The following is a 16,911-nucleotide window of genomic DNA, read 5'->3' as shown; positions in this document are numbered from 1 at the left end:
TCTCAACAGGGGGCGGTCTATGAGTAATCAATGGCCCGCTATTCAGAAGAGTTCAAAGAGTCCATCATTCAGAAGATGATGCCACCCAATAATGTGCCAGTTTCGCAGTTGGTACGTGAGACTGGTATCTCTGATGTGACCCTGTACACTTGGCGAAAGAAAGCAGTATCTAAAGGAGTGCCTGTGCCGGGCGACGGAAAGAATCCAGATCAATGGACAACTGAAAACAAGTTAGCCGTAATCATTGAAACGGCTGCGTTAAATGAAGCAGAAATGGCTGAATACTGTCGTAAAAAAGGTCTGTTTGCTGAACAAATTCAGCAGTGGAAGGCTGCCTTTATTAACAGTGTTTCTGTCCAGCCTGAAAGTCAGTCAAAACAGCGTAAGGCGCTGTCTGACGAACACAAAAAAGATAAGAAAACCATCAAAAAGCTTGAGCGTGAACTCAATCGCAAGGACAAGGCGTTAGCAGAAACTGCTGCCTTGCTGGTACTCACAAAAAAGGCCCAAGAGATCTGGGGGGCGCCAGAGGACGATTAGTCTCTCTCCCGGATCGACAAAATGCTGTTAGCCTGATTAAACAGGCAGTTAAAGATGGGGCTCGTCAGTCAAAAGCCTGCAAAGCCCTTGGTCTTACAGAAAGAACTGTACAACGCTGGATGCAGGGTGATGACGTGCGCGCAGATAATCGCAAAAATGCTGACAGGCCAGAACCGGTTAACAAGTTTTCTGAAGCTGAGCGACAGGCGATTGTTGACGTCTGTAACAGCGAGCGGTTCAAAAGCCTTCCGCCCAGCCAGATTGTGCCCACATTGTTAGATGAAGGTCTCTATATGGGGTCTGAAAGGACATTTTACCGGGTGTTGGAGGAAACAGGGCCAACAGCATCATCGGGGCAGTGCTGCCAAGCCAAACAGGTATAAGCCAACGTCCTGGTGTGCTACCGGACCCAACCAGGTCTGGTCCTGGGATATTACCTATCTGCGCTCTCCGATACGGGGGCAGTTTTATTACCTGTACCTGGTGATAGACATCTTTAGTCGTATGATTGTTACATGGGAAATTCATGAAACCGAATCAGCTGAGCATGCATCAGAAATGATCACTAAAGCCTGTATCAAACAGGGAATTGCAGCCTTGGAGTGGCCACTGGTTCTGCACTCAGATAATGGTAGTCCCATGAAGGGTGGCACTATGCTGTCAACACTGCAGCGTCTTGGGGTCGTGAGCTCATTCAGTCGTCCCCGGGTCAGTGATGATAACCCCTTTTCCGAGGCCATATTCAGAACCCTGAAATACCGCCCTGGTTATCCGCGCACGCCATTTGCTGATCTTGAAGCAGCACGTAGCTGGGTGCATGGTTTTGCCCAATGGTACAACGAAGAGCACAAGCACAGTGGGCTGAAATTTCTGACACCCGGGCAAAGGCATCGTGGTGAAACCAAGGTGCTTATGGCTAACCGCAGAAAGGTTTATGAACAAGCCAAAGAACGTCACCCAGAGCGCTGGGGAAAGAGGTCAACAAGGAACTGGGATCTGGCTGATGAAGTCTGGTTGAATCCCGACAGACCTGCTGATGATCAACTAAGCAAAGCCGCTTAAGTTGAGGCGACAACTATGTTGACAAACACCGAACCCGAAAAGAGCCAAAGTTTATAGCAACGATTTAGTGTTAGCAGAAAGATTAATACAGAAAATCAATGAATCAGAAAACAGCCAGTATAAAGAAAATTTCCCATCGATACTTTCAAAAACTGTTCGAGCCAACTTAGGTGAATTAGGCAAACTGCTTACTCTATATGGTACAGATGTAACATCTATGGCAAAGGCATGAAGTGGCCTAAGTATTAAACACGTCGAGTTTTTGGAAAAAAAGCAGTACAAGATGACATAATACGGTTAGCTGGCTCAGGTGCAACAACAGAACTGGTTTTTTGTTGACAGGAATCAAACCACTGCCTCTTTTCTGAATTCAGAGATTATCACGACTAAAGGTCCAGTGCCGACAGAACGGTGTCAAACCCTCACAGCCTGGTTGTAGAAAAAAAAGTTATGAACCGGTAATTTTCAACATCAGCATCAGACCCGTTAAGCTATGGTTGTATCCAATCTATGGGCACTGTTGATCAATTCGACCGGTACACTCACCAAGGTGGCTAAGTTACCGTTAATGGTTGAATCAGCTAAACTCCCATAAAATCTACGTTGTAGGGGAGTGATATGCAATCTGAACTCTTCCAGAATTTTATTGATTCCATTTCAACATTAACCAGTGAACAGCGAGACATTCTTAACAACTCGCTCCTTAGTACTCAAATAGAGGTTACCGAGGTAGTAGAAACCACTGACTCTGAACCTGTTTACAGTGAATCTATACCCAATAACGATTGTTTACAGTGAATCTATACCCAATAACGATAATGCAACACCTGACGTAGAAAAGAGCATACTTGCCCAATTTGCCGAAAACCCCAGGTGCCCCAAATGCAAAAGCCATAGCGTTGGTCGCTGGGGCATACGAAATGGCCGACAGCGCTACCACTGCAAGACTTGCGACTCAACGTTTAACGCCTTTAGTGGAACGCCTTTGGCAAGGCTCAGGCACCCTGAAAAATGGAACAAGTACCTCGCAGGTATGACTCACTCTATGGTCTTGCGACCAGCTGCTGCTGAGAATGCCATTGACTTGAAAACTGCGTTCCGCTGGCGTCACCGCTTTCTTGAAGTGATTAATAATGATCAAGCAGAAGAGCTTTGTGGCATTACTGAGCTTGATGAAACATTTTTCCGTGAATCCTTCAAAGGGCAAAGAGAAGGCCTTCCACGGCCAACCCGAAAGCGGGTAATGATCCCAACAAAGCCCGAAAAGTCCCGGTAATGGTGGCTCGGGACCGTAATCGAAATACCGTTGACGGTGTATTAGAAAACGAAAGTGCTAATGAATTGTGCAGGCATTTAAATGGCCGCATATCGATACAGGCCACGGTCTGTGCGGATGCACACCTCGCTCACGAAAAACTTGCTGACAAGCTTGGATTTGTCTTCAAGGAGCTGGTGACATCAGCAGGTCAACATGTTGTTGAAGGCATCTACCACATCCAGACTGTAAATTCTTATCACAGTCATTTAAAACGCTGGATTGGCGGCGTATTCCAAGGGGTTGCAACTCGTTACCTTCCCCATTATCTGGCCTGGAGGCGAGAACTGACGGCAGCAAAAAAATTAACTGTTGGCCGGTTGATCAGCAGAATTACTGAACATTGGTGCTTCCAACCATTAACGGTAACTTAGCCCACCAAGGTTGTATTGATCCTTTTGCACGTGAGCAGGACGACCTGATAATTTGCCTTGATTAAACTCAACATTCCTGAATTTGACTAAGTAGTTGATAATTTGCTTTCGGATAAATTGACTGAACGATTATTTAGTATTTGCAAACGAAATCATATGACTCTCTCCAAATGAAGCGAACACTCGTTCAACTTCCTTTTCAAATTCCGTGAAACTCTTGATTGACAATAGATTGAGCCATTCATACTTTACTTTCCTCCACAGGATCTCAATCAGATTGAGTTCAGGTGAATATGTTGGAAGAAAGCAGATCAGTAACTTTTTCTCAAGAGTCCAGTCAGCGATTCTGTCACGAAACTTTTTGCTGGTATGAATACTGGCATTGTCCACCATAACTACGGTGTAGCGGTCATTTGAACTGTATTTTTCATCCTCCATTTTCTCTGCGAAGTCGTCAAAGGCTGCAATCACTGTATCACTATTCACAGAGCCCACAACAGGGTAATGAAACAGCTCACAGCTCCGATTCATAAAGCCCAGCACGTTGATGCGCTTACTTTTGACTGATGGAATTCTGAGCTGCTTTCCTTTTTCCTGCCAGCCATATGGCACACAAGGTTCTTGAGTAAATCCGGACTCATCAAAATAAAACAAGTTTATTAACCCTTTGCGCTCAGCTTCCTGGGCGTCTTTCAGTGCAGTTTTACAACGCTGGAAATGCTCTTCGTCCCGTTTATGTTTGCACGATTTACGGAGTCTTTTGTAAACCAGTCCTAACTTTTTTACGATGTTGGCCAGAGTAAGTTTTGATGAGGATTTACCGGTCTCATCCTCAATTTTGGATTTTACATACGATAAACGACGAGGCTCTTCTGCTACTAACTCTTTTATGCGTTGCACTTCAGATTCATCATATATGCAAGATCTTCCACCACCATGTTTCTTATACAATGCACGAATACCATAGTCCTCCCAATCATCAATCCATTGGGAAACGGTCTGATATTTAATCTCAAGGATTTCTGCAATTTGCTCAAGGGTAAAGCCTCGATTACTCAATAGAAGACCATGAGCTCTTTCCCTGATACACCTCAGAGGGCCGTAGTGCTTGGCGTATTTCAAAGTTAATACAACAGCTTCATCAGTGATATTGACATACTTCATAGGTTGGGGACGTTTTAGTTCAAGACCCACTTATAATAGATTAAGGATCTCTTTCTTTGTCTGCCTGATAGTACGATCAAAATATCCATAAGCAAACTTTTAACTACTTATTACCGGTGTCCGGGAGCTCATGTCACTAATCCCAAACGTGGCAAAATACTGGCCGCCACCACGTTCCGGACGGTTATTTGCACCGATATAAATAGAGGCATTTACCACATTCCTATCATCGATCCATACCTTCACCTGCCCCTTGGTTGCCGCTGGGCCTGAATAGTTACTAACTCAAGTTACGCACCTTGCTGAAAATCAGCCATTATTGGTGGCATGAAAAATGATCTCATAGAACTTTATTCTGACTACCTGTTGTCGTCGTCTGGGAAGACCACTGCAACGGGAGTGTCAGAGCTTTTGGATAATGTCTACAGTCATGACCAATTCACCCGATTGCTTTCAAACAATGAGTTTACCAGTCGTGACTTATGGCTTTACGTTAAACCCGTCGTGCGACAGGTTGAGTGCAGTGATGGGGTTTTGATCTTTGACGATACGATTCAGGAAAAGCAGTTCAGCAAAGAGAATGCCCTGAACACCTGGCATTTTGATCATACAAAAAATCGCACCGTGAAAGGTATAAATCTGCTCAATGCACACTACCATGCCGGAGATGCGTCGATTCCTGTCGCCTATAAATTGATCGAGAAAACCATCCTGTACACCGACTTGAAGACAAAAAAGGTAAGACGATATGCAGAGCAAACCAAAAATGAAATGATGCGGGAGATGCTGATGATTTGCTGCCATAACCAGCTTATGTTCCGCTATGTCCTTGCAGATAGCTGGTTTTGCTCAAACGACAATATGATGTTTATTCGACACGACTGTAATAAACATTTCCTGATGGCGATGAAGTCAAACCGCAAGGTATCCCTCAGTCTGGACGACAAATTACAAGGCCGTTCACAGCGTATAGATACTGTTGATTTTTCAGAAGATAAGCCTGTACAAGGGTGGATAGCAGGTGTCGATTTCCCTGTTCTGCTATACCGTCAGGTCTTTAAAAACAAAGACGGAAGCACAGGCATTCTCTATCTGGTTTGCAGCGATCTTGACTGTGATGCCGAGACTCTCAAGGCAATCTACGAGAAACGGTGGAAAGTCGAGGTCTTCCATAAAACGCTGAAATCGAATGCGTCAATGGCCAAGTCACCGGCGCATACTGTGAGAACACAGAGTAATCATATCTTTCTTTCAATTTACTCAGCCTTCAGGTTGGAAGTATTGTCATTGAAAGTAAATCTGAATCACTTTCAGCTCAGAGCCAAAATCTATATGGCAGGGCTGAAAGCTTCGTTGGGGCAGCTGAGAGAGCTGTTAGCTGCGTAACTTCAGTTACTAAAATCAATCTCATATTTCACATTGGCAAAGTCTGGCTGATAATTTGGGTCATGAAAATTGGAGAGCGGCATATGGTAAAGGTAAGCTGCACTGCTCTTGTCATCACAGCACCTGACCATTCGAAACGCCAACTCCTCGCTCCTGCCCCCCCTAAAACTGGGTAAGTCACATTCTGTGTCTGCAAACCTGGCAAAATCAGACCGCCCTGTAATCGTTAAATAAGGGAGGTTATCTTTTTGCGCAATAGCGATGGAAAAAGGTGGTTTGCCTTCCTGCTCAAATTGCATTCTGTCGTCTATTAAATGCTCATAGGTTTCTTTACTGGCTTGCTGCGATAATGTGTGAATGGCGTCGGTATTGTCGCGATACAACAAACGGTCAGGTGTACTGTGGATTTGAAAAATAGTTGCCGGACCTGGCTTCTTGATATGGATGTCCATTGAGCCGGAAATGGTTTCACCCGCAGGAACTGCTTTTGGACAACTATCGAGAAACAGGCCGTTGGCAATCTTTGCCCGTGTGTTCACCAAATTACTCCGTCCCAGAGAGTCTTCCGTATGAAAACAAGTGGTCAGTTCAGCACTGGGGGGAGGGGGTGCTTCCGGACACCATACTGGCTGCCTACTGTTACTATGGCTATTGACGGTTGCTTTCGAGTTGTCAGAACTGGATATACAACCTTTCGGTGTAGGCAAGCCATTCACATTATTATGTGTTACGCCACCCAGATGAAATCGAAAACTCGTGGTCGGTTCTGAATGACGCGGAAAGGTTAGCCGCTCTTGCACTGCATTGAGCTGTTTCCCGGTACCTTTGCCCGGGGTTCTGGCAAATTCCCCGCTTTTTGTTGTTTCATTTTGATTCAATGCCCGGTTAAAGTCATCAGGGACAGGCACCGGCTCCCAACCAGTCCCGGTTGGCCTGGTCTTCGACCCGGCGGCGTCTGCATTTGCCATATCAAAGGCGAAGGCGCTGGAATTACTCGATTTTAACGAACTGACAAGTTGTCGGTGTGCCGCCTCACCGTCATCCCGGGCAATTTCTTCAAGCATCTGTGCTTTGGCAGAATCAGTCGCTGCTAGAGTCGGGCCTACAGAGCCTGTTGTTGGCCTGACTCTTGATCACATCTCTCCAGCGCTGAACTGCCGGGCTATCTGCCAGGTTTTTACCCGATCCTGCAATTTCGCCCAGCCTTCCCATACCACTAACCAGCCGGGCTGCCCTGTATGCTTTGAATCACCCCAACCACCAAGCCGAGCAATCGTTTGAAGCAGCCAAGTGACTGTTGGCGGCTTATCGGGCAACGCTTTTTTTTCATAGGTTAGCCAGAGAACCTGCCATTCATCATCACTGACCACCTCATTCGCGAGTGTTTTTTCACTCCAAAGCTTTCTGTCTTTGTGCTGCCTGTCATTCGGTAACATTAATGCTTCACGGATTTGCATTAGTCTGACAGCGACAAACATTAATATGACCGCAAGTCGTTCAATGTTATCCGGAGATTGCAGACGAAGCCTTTCTATCCTGCTCCCGATTTCCAAGCCTTATGGAACTCTTCTATTCGCCATCGGAGCTCGTAAAATCGAATGATAGAGCGACAGTCTTCGAATGTTTCAATATCTTCAGTTGTCAATAGTACCCAGTGCAAACGGTCTTCGGAGTCATTGCCAATCTCTTCAGCCGACACAATATTCATAGTTACCGATTCCGGCCTGCCGCCTGGCCTTTGCGGCGCCTGTATTGTCATCTTCTTTCTTTTGACCTGCAGCGTTGCCTTTCGCTTCTTTCTACCTCCTTTTTGAGGAACCACTATCGTATATTTCCCCAACACTTCAGTCTGAAGTCTGAGCTAAGGAATCAAATAAGGCTCTATTTGATTTCCGAACTGCTCTGCAGTGAAAATTGGATGTGGACCACGCAATGTAAGGCTTGAGGGCAAATTGCCGAGCAAAGCTCTGAGAGCCTTTAATGATAAGTGCTTCAGCCAGGTTCAATCTGGGAACAGTCTGTAATCCAATAAGAGCCTCAAATAATAAGAGTTCGCCATCCACCAGGATTCTGTTTTGTGTAGCTCTTACAACAAACCGCTGTCGGTTATCCAGTTTGTAGTGCATATATTCGTATATATCCGCCTCCCGGTCGCAAACACTGATGATGTCAGGCATTTTACCCCCCATCCTTTGTTCTGTGTTTTCAGAGGCTCTTTGCCACTTAAAGCTTTCCTTTCCCTCGTAAGGTAGCTGACGACGTTGGTTCTTTTTCCCCCGCTGAACGTCCTCTCTAACCCATCGTTCTTGATCAATAAGCCCAATGCTTCGCTCTGTATCCGCATCAACCAAGAAGACAGAGTGGACGTGGAATCCTCTGGTTTTAGAGCCTTCAGGACCTCCAAGATCACCAAGCTCGGATCTGACAGCATGTTTATAACCCAGGGTTGTTGTATCTTCGAGAGCCAGAAGTAGGCGAGACTGTCTCGCTATTTTGGCAGTTGCCTGAAAGCCTGCCTCAGCTATTGCTTCAGGCTTTACGGCCTCATTCTCAATCAGCCGGTAAGCTCCAGTTACCAGTGCGGTATAACCTTCGCATGAAGATGACAAAGAATTACCGGTATGAGCTGAAAGCTCGGCAGCAACTTTGACAAGTCGTTTTGTACGTCGAGTATCGCCCAAATCAGCACATCCAAAAGTTAGTTCTGACCATGGTTTAGGAGAAAGTGGAAGCATGACCTGTTTTATCAGTGAGAAATGATAGAACAAGGTAGCTATTTGTGATCAAGAGACAGGCTTTGGGCAGGATACGGGTGAAGGCTTTTTGTGCCTGCAGCAGTATCTCTTCCCGATGTGCCACAAACAGAATCCTTTTGGCCTTGAACTGTCGGATATCAAAGGCGGCCAGCCAGGTCTTGCCCAGCCCTGTGGCCAGTACCACCAGTCCACGCTGATAGCCGGACAGTCGACTGTTATGAAGGGCTTGCAGGGCTTCGATCTGAATATTGCTGGGTGTTGGGGCTTCGATGAATGCCTCAGGATCAACGGCTATCAGCTGTTGTTTCTTGCGCCTGCTAATGTAACTGTCGATCCATGTATGGCTAAGCGGGCTAACCTGTGGGTGGTGAAAGATATCATGGAACTGCTGGCGGATATTGGAAAACTGTCGTACATAAATATCGTCGTTTGTTCCACGGCAGCTAAGCTTCAGGTTCCACTCATGGCCGGTTACCAGGGCCGCTTTGCTGATATTGCTGGAGCCAACAAAGGCAGATCCCTCAAGCCATTGTCCGTTATCCATATGAACGAAGATATAGGACTTCATATGGAAGCTTTGCTGACCATCGCACTGGTAGATTCGTATATCCGCATTTCGTTCCCGGAGTAACATCAGTTCCCGCAGAGCCTGTGGGTCAGTTTCATCCAGATAGTCCGATGTGAGCACTTTCAGGGTTGCTCCCCGTTCAACGGCATCAAACAGTGCACCGAAAAGCAGCTTCAAACCACTTACCCGGATAAACGCTACTGTGATGGCTATTTCCCTGGCGCGGTTTATGGCGTCAATCAGCTTGGGGAGCAGAGGGTCATTAATGCCACCAGTGGTTAGAAAGACTGAGCCGTTATCGTCGGGCGTTTTTGCATGAGGGGGTGTATGGTGATATAACGGCGTTGCTTCCATGTTTACTTAAATCCTGATTAGCAGGGCATTAAGCCATTGTTCATTGGCTCTGCCTGGCCGAAGGTCGGATGTTTGCCAGTGATGGCTCTTAGGGTAGACATTAAGCTCAAAAAAGGTTCGTTTCCGGCGGCAGAACCCACCTTGAACAGCCACAATAAAGCTTCGAAACCATTATCAATGGCTGAACAAGATGAGTACTGCAAATAGTAGATTAGTTGAAAAAAACTGTTGACCTGTTTCGACCGGTCAGAACTCCTAAGTATGGCGGAACAGCTTGGTTTTACTATACGACAGCGAGATATCCGTCCTTTGGATTTTATCCTCTCACTGATCGATGCCCTCGCTGGTGATGGAAACTGCGATACCCAGGCGGATCTACACCGTAAATTTAAGGGGCTTTTACAGGTTGGCGGATGAAAAGTGAGGGGTTGCAACAGAAATAGCCTTCAGAGGAAGATTGATTTGTAAGGATCAAAACTTCTGAAGGATCAGACATGTCTGCAACCCCATCACTTCGTCCTATGTTCGCATTTCCTGGCTGGGTAATCGAGCGAATTGATATTGACTGGAATATCAAACATGCCTTTGTCCATCTCCGTCGGGATGGCCGTATACAACACGTCAGATGTAGTAAGTGCGAAACACCTATGGGGCAGATGAAGACAAACGATCGAAGCGTTCAGGATCTGCCACTGGGGACTCTTCAGGTAAATCTTCTCTTCACTGCATTTCAAGGGCGTTGCTCTCGTTGCGGTAATATAGAAACAGTCACGCCTCCGGGGCTTGCACCTAAAGCTCAAGCAACAGAGCGACTTAAAAGGCATGTCAGCCATCTATGCCGCTATATGCCATGTGACAAGGTTCCTGAATTCATTGCTATCTCTGGCGGCACCGCTCGTCGCTGGGATAAAGAGATGCTCATGAAGATGCTGCCTGCACCCAAGCGGGATGGTATTCGCGCTCTTCTTATCGATGAAAAATCCATTGGTAAGGGGCATCATTTTTTAACCGTTGCTCTGAATGCTGATACCGGTGAAACGCTGTTCCTTGGTGAAGGAAAAAAGAAAGAAGTTCTGGATCGGTTCCTTTCCAGTCTGACAGAAGAACAAAAAGCAAGCATTGAATGCGTTGGTATTGACCGTGGTGGAAGCTATCAGGCTTCAGTGAGAGAGCATCTGCCAAACGCCGATATTGTATACGACAAGTTTCATATTATTGCCAATTACAACGATGTGATTGACCAAATCAGGCGCAGGGAGTGGCGACAGGCAGAAGAAGAGGACAAGCCGTTTATCAAAGGGCAACGCTTTAACCTGTTCAGAAATCCTGAGAATTTAACACCAAAAGGGCAAAGTAATCTGAAGGAGTTGTTAGCCATGAATGAGGATCTCAATCAGGCATATATCCTGAAAGATATGCTAAAACAGCTATGGACGTACAAATATAAAGCCTGTGCCAGAAAGTGCCTGGACAACTGGATAGCACTTGCCAAAGAAACAGGGATATCCGAGTTAAAGAAGTTCGCCAAGGGGTTAGACAGAGCTAGAGAAGGGTTACTGTCATACTGCCAGCATCGTATAACCAGCGCGAAAATCGAAGCCTTCAATGGGGTTATCAAACGGATCATCTATAAAGCATGCGGTTACAATGACCTTGATTACCTATATTTGAAAATTAGACAGGAGGCTCTGAAATGATCAGCCAACCTGTAAAAGCCCCAAATTTAACGAGTTGACGGGGCTGAATGTCTCTTATCGTTCTTGGGCAAATCAAGCTAAAAAGGACGCGCTGCCTACTCTTATCCTGTGGCTATGGGTGCAGTGTCTGGAAATATTTTCCCGCAAAGTCATGGCGTTTGATGAAGACAGTCCATTTTCAGAGTTTGAGCACATTCTGATTCAGGACGGTTCGTCACAAGCTGTCTATGATGCCCTGAAAGAAGCATTTCCCGGCAGGTTCTCAACGGTCAGTCCTGCTGCCGTCGAGCTTCATACGACAATGGATCTTCTCACCAACAACCTGGTGCGGGTGCAGCTGACTGAAGATACCCGTTCAGAAAGAGACTGTCTGCCACCACTGCCAACATCCATGGCCTATATCCTGATGCTAATGGATGCCGGTTATTTTGAGCTGGAACTCTTTGCCGCTATTGATGACAGGGAGGGTTCTTTTATCTGCAAGGCACCTCAGAGTATCAACCCGACGATACTCAGCGCGGTACGGGAGGATGGCAAGAATCTCAATCGCTACAAAGGACAAAAACTGAAGGATGTACTGTCTGGCTTCCCCAAAGACCAGTGCCTCGACCTGGATGTAGAATGGCCGGGATTCAAAGCCTGGCCATTCCGCTTGGTTGTCCGCTGGAATGACAAAAAACAGAAGTGGGTTTTCGTTGTGACCAACCTGAACCGGGTGGAGTTCACCTTGAGTGATGTGCTCCAGGCCTATCGTCTACGGTGGCAGATAGAGCTGATTTTCAAAGAGATCAAATCCTATTCAGGGTGGCATCGTTTTAACACCAAATCAGCGACACTGGTGTTTAGCCTGATTCTGATGTCCTTTGTGGTTGTGACGTTGAAAAGGTACCTTGCCCATGCTGCACAGGCGAACCTCTGTGAAAGTGGGAGCATTGAGGAAATCTCGACGCACAAGGTGATGAAAAGTGGGACTCACCTGTTTGGTAATGTGATTTCATCGTTGATAAATGCAGGAAAGTCATTGGTCTCATGCATTAAAAAGCTACTGGACTTCTGGGGAAATAATGCGAAACGAGAACACCCTGCACGGGATGGTTGTTCAGGGCGTACAAGATTAGGCTTCTGTGCAGTGGGTGGAGCTTAATGTCTACCTTAAGAGTGATGGCTTATCTTCAGTGGCGTATTGCTGAGAATATCTATAAGACCATAGTAGTTTAAATCAGTGAAACTCCGGCCATTACGGGTTAGCTGGTTATTTTCGCCCAGCTTAAACGAACAGTAGAAGATGCCATCCATTTTCAGGAACGAGGCCAGATGGGTGAAGGTATCGGAGAGTTCTGTGTAAGGAACATGCAGGAGCGAGGCACAGGCCCAGATACCATCAAACTGCTGTTCTGACCGGAAGTCTTTAAATAATGGTAACTATTCAGCACTGAGCAAAGGCATATTACAGTAATTCCGAACAGCTCTATGAAGTGATTGATATATGTCCATTCCCTGTTTTCTGGCAGACGACAAATAGCTGCGAATCCGTGCAAACATAGAACCACCGTCTGCACTCCTGAAGCAGCCTGAGATTTTCTGCTTTAACTTGGCCATTCGAACATCCCGCTCACTGCCATTGTTATCGAAGGGAATGGTAAAATCTGACATGAAGCGCAGTGTCTCAGCCTTGAACTCAGTGAGTCGTTTGAAGAGATTGTAAGCTTTAGTATTCTTGACTTTCTTGCGCTTAAGCTCCTCTCGTTGCTTCTCCATATAGACGACTTCTTTCATTAGAGCCCGCTGAAGCAACCGGTCATAAATCTTCTCGATTCGTTCACAGACAACACTTGGCATCTGTAGCATACCTATGGTCTTAAAGCCCTTGCAGTAATGCCAGGAAAGCCTCAGTAGCTTCATCAATCGCAACGCCAGTTGATTGCTGTCCCTATCAACAACACCCAAAAGCTCCCTCAGGTGATGGGCATTGCAAAGTACGTGAGTTGCCGCATATGCAAAATAGGATTTCCAATGATCATGAACCAGAACGCCTGCAAATGTTAGCAGTATGCCCATCGTGTCCATGGCCTCACGACCTCGCTTTTCAGACAAGTAGTAGAGCGTCCATTGTTCATCCCGCATAACGTGTAGCCAGTGCAAAGAGCCCTCGGCCCGCATACCCGTTTCATCGGCTCCGGCAACAGACGATTCCCGCAAGGCGTCACGAATAACCTCTTCAGTAGAAGCCAGATTTTCATAGGTTCTGGCCACAAAATTGGCGACAGTGCCTGCACTTACACTCATTTTATAGAGAGTATTAAAATACTCTGACACGCGCTTAAAAGGCAGGAAATGGTATTGGTTAAGATAGACGGCCATAGCCTGTGTGGCTGAGCCATATTGTGCGGCAGCGGTAACACCTTCCGGGAATTCAGCCTGATTCCGACAACCACAAGTGCAGATTTTTACTTCAGCTCTATGGGCCGTTACTTCAAATTCACCCGGTCTCCCTGGTTCAAACACCTGTCGTTCAATATATTTGACCGGCTCACTATCAAGAAGAGACGCCTGACATTTATTGCATTCTTTAACCGGAAGGTACTCAATATAGTCAGGGATATCGACCTGTTTAAGACAAGTGCCCTGATGCCCTTTCTTTCCACCGGCTTTATTACCAGAAGACTGTCTCAGACTTTTAGGATTGGGTTTTTCATCCGATGGATCGGTACCTTTATCTGCGGAAAGGTCGTCAGAATGATCTGGAGAATTACTGTTTTTACAAGGTTTTTGATAACCATCAGACGATGGCGGCTTGCTGCTGTTTTGACTGTTCTTGCCAACCTTTTCTTCCAATTCTCGACATCGCTCTTCCAGACAGGCAACTCTCATCCGCAGCTCTGCATTCGCAGCTCTGCATTCTCTTTCAAGAGAATCTCAGCCGACATAGTTGCGGGTAGTTCTGGAATCATGCTGGCGAATATTGTGGAAAAATGGTGCTTAAGAGGATGGTATAAAAATCAGAAAATTCCAGATTTATGTGGGGGTGCTGAACAGTTACGATGAAATAAACTAAGAGGTATCAATGGCTCATTACTGTAGGATTTGTGCCTGTAGCAAGCCAAATGAACAGTTTTCTGGTAAAGGGCATAAGAGCCATATCTGCAAAGAGTGCTCTAAGAAACCCAAAGACGAAAGATGTGCAATTGATCAGGAAAATGAAATATTTGTTTTTATGCGTCAGTCTACTATTTCTAGGAAGAATATAGCGCGTCTGCATAAACTGAAACTGTCGGCTAACCAGCGTGTCGCCGAGTTGGCTGCCATTACTTTAGCGGTTGCACTGGTTAAACCACACAAAAAGTGCAGGCTGAAGGTGTTGGCCAAAGAGCATAGAGAGCTGTTTATTAAAGCCAGTGAGTCTGGTCTTATTTATGCCCACCATTACTGATCATCCAGCAAGCTCTCTGGCATTATTGACCAAAGGCGCTTGAGGTTTGCTGAAGATCGTCGTTTTATCATGGATTTTCGCCCGGCTTGTCGTGTAGCCCTGGCTGAGCGACTTCTGATAGGCATCCCTTTTTTTTGAATCCCACTGGTCATGGTCTCTGTATCGTCGTGCTTTTACAGGTTATGAATATGATCCACCATCCCAAGATTTCAGTTCATATGCCCAACGATGCAATGATTACCCCTGGAATCCGGAGCCTTCATGATCAGTAAAGCAGACCAGGCAAAATCGGGGAAGATAACGACAGCTCACCGTGATAAGGTGAAAGTCAGGTCTATTACCCAAGCGGCAAAGTGGGGCTAATAACAACCGCAGTCAGAGCCGGGAGCGATTCCTATGATATCTCTGGTGATTCATGAGCCTGTTGGTGGGGCAGGCCGCTGTTGGATGGTCGGATGTATCAACAATAAAAACGACCCCGGTGATCTGGCCGACTGGCCTCCGTAAGAGGCCATTACCTGCAAAAAAAGTGATCCCGAAACACAATAACTATCTGGGGATAATATTGCCTCTTACCGGAAGTAATATGTTGATTGGTATGAGCTTTTTTAAGGCCTGAAGTTTTCATTTAGCAAGGATATCCGGTTACTTTGAATTAAATTTTCCGCTCATTAACATATGCCGTGGAATCCTTACCTTCCCAACGAGGCTTATGGAGTCTGAATCGGGTATCACGCTCCTCAAATGGTTTTGAGGAGTCTCCAAACTCCTCAACGAGGTTTGTGGAGCCTGAATCAGCGGTTCCACTCCTTAAAAGGCGTGAGAATTCAGAGCTATCCGCGTTGGAATACACTCTGACCTTCAGTAATTTATAACAGCTCTGCAAAACAAAGTACCGCAGGACGCCTTCCCCAAGCCGGTTTGATCTCCAATAAAATCCCGGCATCACGCAGTTGACGAAGTAAAGCCGGTGTGGTTTTGGGATGAATGCCGTACTTTTCTTCAAACTGTTGAATAATATCCGTGGTGCGAAAGATGGGGCGACTGAACAGTGCATCCAGTAAATGAACAGAATACTGGGAACGGGTAATGTGTTGAATTTGATGCTTCATATGTTCATACAGCCCCATGATGTTTCTCACCCGCGCACTGTTTTCCCTGGCCTGAAGGGTGATTGCTCGCAAAAAGAAAGCAATCCACCCATTCCAGTCTCCTTCTGAAGAGATCGCCTGGAGACGCTGGTAATATTCGTCACGCTGGGCTTCCAGGTATTCGCTCAGGTAGAACATAGGCTCGGAGAGAATTTTTTTCTGGTACAGGAATAGTGGGATCAGGATGCGTCCAATCCGGCCATTACCATCCTTGAATGGATGCAACAGTTCGAATTGCCCGTGTACCACGGCGACCTGAAGAAGAAAGTCGCAGTCATCATAATCGATATAACGTTCCCAGGACTCAAGGTGCTCCATTAATCGCAGCGGTGAGGGAGGCACAAATGTCGCCTGTTCCATGGAGCAACCCGCCCGGCCAATCCAGTTCTGATCGTTGCGAAATTCACCGGGAGATTTATTCTGACCCCGAACGCTGTTGAGCAGTATGCTGTGCAACTCACGAATCAGGCTTAAACGGATGGGATAAGCTTTCAGGTGTTCACTGGCCTGAAACAGGGCAGAGCGGTAGTTTGAAATTTCCTGGATATCCTTGAATTTCTCGCCTTCTTTCTCCAGCCCTGCCTCCTGCTCCAGTACCTCATCAATGGTGGCCTGAGTACCCTCAATCTTGGAAGAGAGTACGGCCTCTTGAGTGGTCAGTGGCGAGAGCATCACCGCAGGGTTTGGTATCCCTTGTAGCAAACCATCGTACCGGGCAAGCTCAGCGTTTGCCTCGCCGACCAGGCTAAACAAGGCGCGAAAGTCAATATTCTCCAGGGGCAGCGTATCTGGCTGATCAGGGGGCATCCTGTTGGTATCCTGAGCCAATATTATAGGTTTGATTGTAGCGCGGCATGGGTGTGTATGATACGGGGTGACGTACGGGTACCCGGATAGCATATCTGGCCATGTCGACGGATTAAGCGTTCTATAAATTTCAGAACGATTAGAGGATTGCCGCAGGAAAAAATTTGCCTACCCCTTCTTGTTGGTTACGAGTTGTGCACTGGGTGGATTGTAAAATGCGATTTGTAATGCCAGGAAGCATGAAGCAAACGCTTCGCAGGTATGGGCGATGATCAGAGAAAATATCTTTCAGTGTTGAACACTGTCG

General features: G+C 46.4%; 14 protein-coding genes and 3 pseudogenes. 8 read left to right on the top strand and 9 right to left on the bottom strand.

The genetic code is table 11. From position 1 onward, the window contains the following. The first annotated feature begins 30 nt into the window (after positions 1–30). The 3 genes and pseudogenes from MJO57_RS26055 to MJO57_RS26045 all read left to right on the top strand — a co-directional run. Positions 31–1,602, top strand: a pseudogene (locus tag MJO57_RS26055) (IS3 family transposase). Between the two features lie 618 nt (positions 1,603–2,220). Continuing rightward, positions 2,221–2,400 carry a hypothetical protein gene (locus tag MJO57_RS26050; protein ID WP_252019921.1) on the top strand — a complete coding sequence of 60 codons (180 nt, stop codon included), beginning with the start codon at positions 2,221–2,223 and terminating at the stop codon, positions 2,398–2,400. A gap of 13 nt (positions 2,401–2,413) precedes the next feature. Further along, positions 2,414–3,291, top strand: a pseudogene (locus MJO57_RS26045) (IS1595 family transposase); the annotation flags it as partial. Positions 3,292–3,420: 129 nt separating this feature from the next. On the opposite strand, the gene MJO57_RS26040 reads toward MJO57_RS26045, so the two are convergent. Beyond that, positions 3,421–4,485: an IS630 family transposase gene (locus MJO57_RS26040; RefSeq protein WP_252018707.1), complete on the bottom strand. Its 1,065-nt coding sequence runs from the start codon at positions 4,483–4,485 to the stop codon at positions 3,421–3,423. A gap of 297 nt (positions 4,486–4,782) precedes the next feature. Here MJO57_RS26040 and MJO57_RS26035 point away from each other — a divergent pair, with 297 nt between their 5' ends. Next, on the top strand, positions 4,783–5,841 hold the full coding sequence (locus MJO57_RS26035; protein ID WP_252017920.1) for a transposase: 1,059 nt from the start codon (positions 4,783–4,785) through the stop codon (positions 5,839–5,841). 2 nt (positions 5,842–5,843) lie between these two features. Here MJO57_RS26035 and MJO57_RS26030 read toward each other — a convergent pair whose 3' ends face one another. The 5 genes from MJO57_RS26030 to MJO57_RS26010 all read right to left on the bottom strand — a co-directional run bounded on the left by MJO57_RS26030 (position 5,844) and on the right by MJO57_RS26010 (position 9,519). Next, the gene (locus MJO57_RS26030) at positions 5,844–6,905 is read right to left on the bottom strand and encodes a hypothetical protein (protein ID WP_252019919.1); all 1,062 of its coding nucleotides are present in this window, start codon (positions 6,903–6,905) and stop codon (positions 5,844–5,846) included. Positions 6,906–6,974: 69 nt separating this feature from the next. Beyond that, positions 6,975–7,394: an IS4 family transposase gene (locus MJO57_RS26025; protein WP_252019917.1), complete on the bottom strand. Its 420-nt coding sequence runs from the start codon at positions 7,392–7,394 to the stop codon at positions 6,975–6,977. After that, positions 7,373–7,681, bottom strand: coding sequence for a transposase (locus MJO57_RS26020; RefSeq protein WP_252019915.1), 309 nt, complete (start codon positions 7,679–7,681; stop codon positions 7,373–7,375). Before MJO57_RS26020 ends, MJO57_RS26025 begins: the two co-directional genes overlap by 22 nt. Positions 7,682–7,685: 4 nt before the next feature. Next, entirely contained in the window at positions 7,686–8,576 is an 891-nt protein-coding gene (locus MJO57_RS26015; protein WP_252019913.1) for an IS4 family transposase, read from the bottom strand. After that, positions 8,557–9,519: a DEAD/DEAH box helicase family protein gene (locus tag MJO57_RS26010; RefSeq protein WP_252019911.1), complete on the bottom strand. Its 963-nt coding sequence runs from the start codon at positions 9,517–9,519 to the stop codon at positions 8,557–8,559. The genes MJO57_RS26015 and MJO57_RS26010 overlap by 20 nt, the downstream gene beginning before the upstream one ends. 261 nt (positions 9,520–9,780) lie before the next feature. Here MJO57_RS26010 and MJO57_RS26005 point away from each other — a divergent pair, with 261 nt between their 5' ends. From MJO57_RS26005 to MJO57_RS25995, 3 genes are all read left to right on the top strand, one after another. Continuing rightward, complete coding sequence (locus tag MJO57_RS26005; RefSeq protein ID WP_252019909.1) at positions 9,781–9,936, top strand: hypothetical protein; 156 nt, start codon at positions 9,781–9,783, stop codon at positions 9,934–9,936. A gap of 77 nt (positions 9,937–10,013) precedes the next feature. Further along, positions 10,014–11,216 (top strand): ISL3 family transposase, encoded by a 1,203-nt coding sequence (locus MJO57_RS26000; RefSeq protein WP_252017687.1) that lies wholly within the window; start codon positions 10,014–10,016, stop codon positions 11,214–11,216. A 34-nt stretch (positions 11,217–11,250) separates the two neighbouring features. Continuing rightward, a complete protein-coding gene (locus MJO57_RS25995) occupies positions 11,251–12,360 on the top strand; it encodes an IS4 family transposase (protein ID WP_252019907.1) in 1,110 nt (369 codons plus the stop codon). A gap of 278 nt (positions 12,361–12,638) precedes the next feature. On the opposite strand, the gene MJO57_RS25990 is transcribed toward MJO57_RS25995, so the two are convergent. Further along, on the bottom strand, positions 12,639–13,889 hold the full coding sequence (locus tag MJO57_RS25990) for an IS66 family transposase (RefSeq protein ID WP_256493353.1): 1,251 nt from the start codon (positions 13,887–13,889) through the stop codon (positions 12,639–12,641). A 42-nt stretch (positions 13,890–13,931) separates the two neighbouring features. After that, positions 13,932–14,108: pseudogene (locus tag MJO57_RS32920) on the bottom strand (DUF6444 domain-containing protein); the annotation flags it as partial. Between the two features lie 172 nt (positions 14,109–14,280). Between MJO57_RS32920 and MJO57_RS25985 the strand changes: the two are divergent. Next, positions 14,281–14,646, top strand: a complete 366-nt coding sequence (locus tag MJO57_RS25985) for a hypothetical protein (protein ID WP_252019903.1) — start codon at positions 14,281–14,283, stop codon at positions 14,644–14,646. 869 nt (positions 14,647–15,515) lie between these two features. Here MJO57_RS25985 and MJO57_RS25980 read toward each other — a convergent pair. Further along, on the bottom strand, positions 15,516–16,697 hold the full coding sequence (locus MJO57_RS25980; protein WP_252019901.1) for a Fic family protein: 1,182 nt from the start codon (positions 16,695–16,697) through the stop codon (positions 15,516–15,518). Positions 16,698–16,911: the final 214 nt, after the last annotated feature.

It is taken from the genome of Endozoicomonas sp. SCSIO W0465 (genome assembly GCF_023716865.1).
GTDB lineage: Bacteria > Pseudomonadota > Gammaproteobacteria > Pseudomonadales > Endozoicomonadaceae > Endozoicomonas.
The sequence above is the reverse complement of the archived record's forward strand: the minus strand, read 5'-3'. Positions and strand labels throughout refer to the sequence as shown.

Coding starts and splice junctions, on each gene's coding strand:
- MJO57_RS26010 (WP_252019911.1), bottom strand. CDS start 9,519: ATGGAAGCAACGCCGTTATATCACCATACACCCCCTCATGCAAAAACG.
- MJO57_RS26035 (WP_252017920.1), top strand. CDS start 4,783: ATGAAAAATGATCTCATAGAACTTTATTCTGACTACCTGTTGTCGTCG.
- MJO57_RS26030 (WP_252019919.1), bottom strand. CDS start 6,905: ATGCTTGAAGAAATTGCCCGGGATGACGGTGAGGCGGCACACCGACAA.
- MJO57_RS25985 (WP_252019903.1), top strand. CDS start 14,281: ATGGCTCATTACTGTAGGATTTGTGCCTGTAGCAAGCCAAATGAACAG.
- MJO57_RS26015 (WP_252019913.1), bottom strand. CDS start 8,576: ATGCTTCCACTTTCTCCTAAACCATGGTCAGAACTAACTTTTGGATGT.
- MJO57_RS26000 (WP_252017687.1), top strand. CDS start 10,014: ATGTCTGCAACCCCATCACTTCGTCCTATGTTCGCATTTCCTGGCTGG.
- MJO57_RS26050 (WP_252019921.1), top strand. CDS start 2,221: ATGCAATCTGAACTCTTCCAGAATTTTATTGATTCCATTTCAACATTA.
- MJO57_RS25980 (WP_252019901.1), bottom strand. CDS start 16,697: ATGCTATCCGGGTACCCGTACGTCACCCCGTATCATACACACCCATGC.
- MJO57_RS26005 (WP_252019909.1), top strand. CDS start 9,781: ATGGCGGAACAGCTTGGTTTTACTATACGACAGCGAGATATCCGTCCT.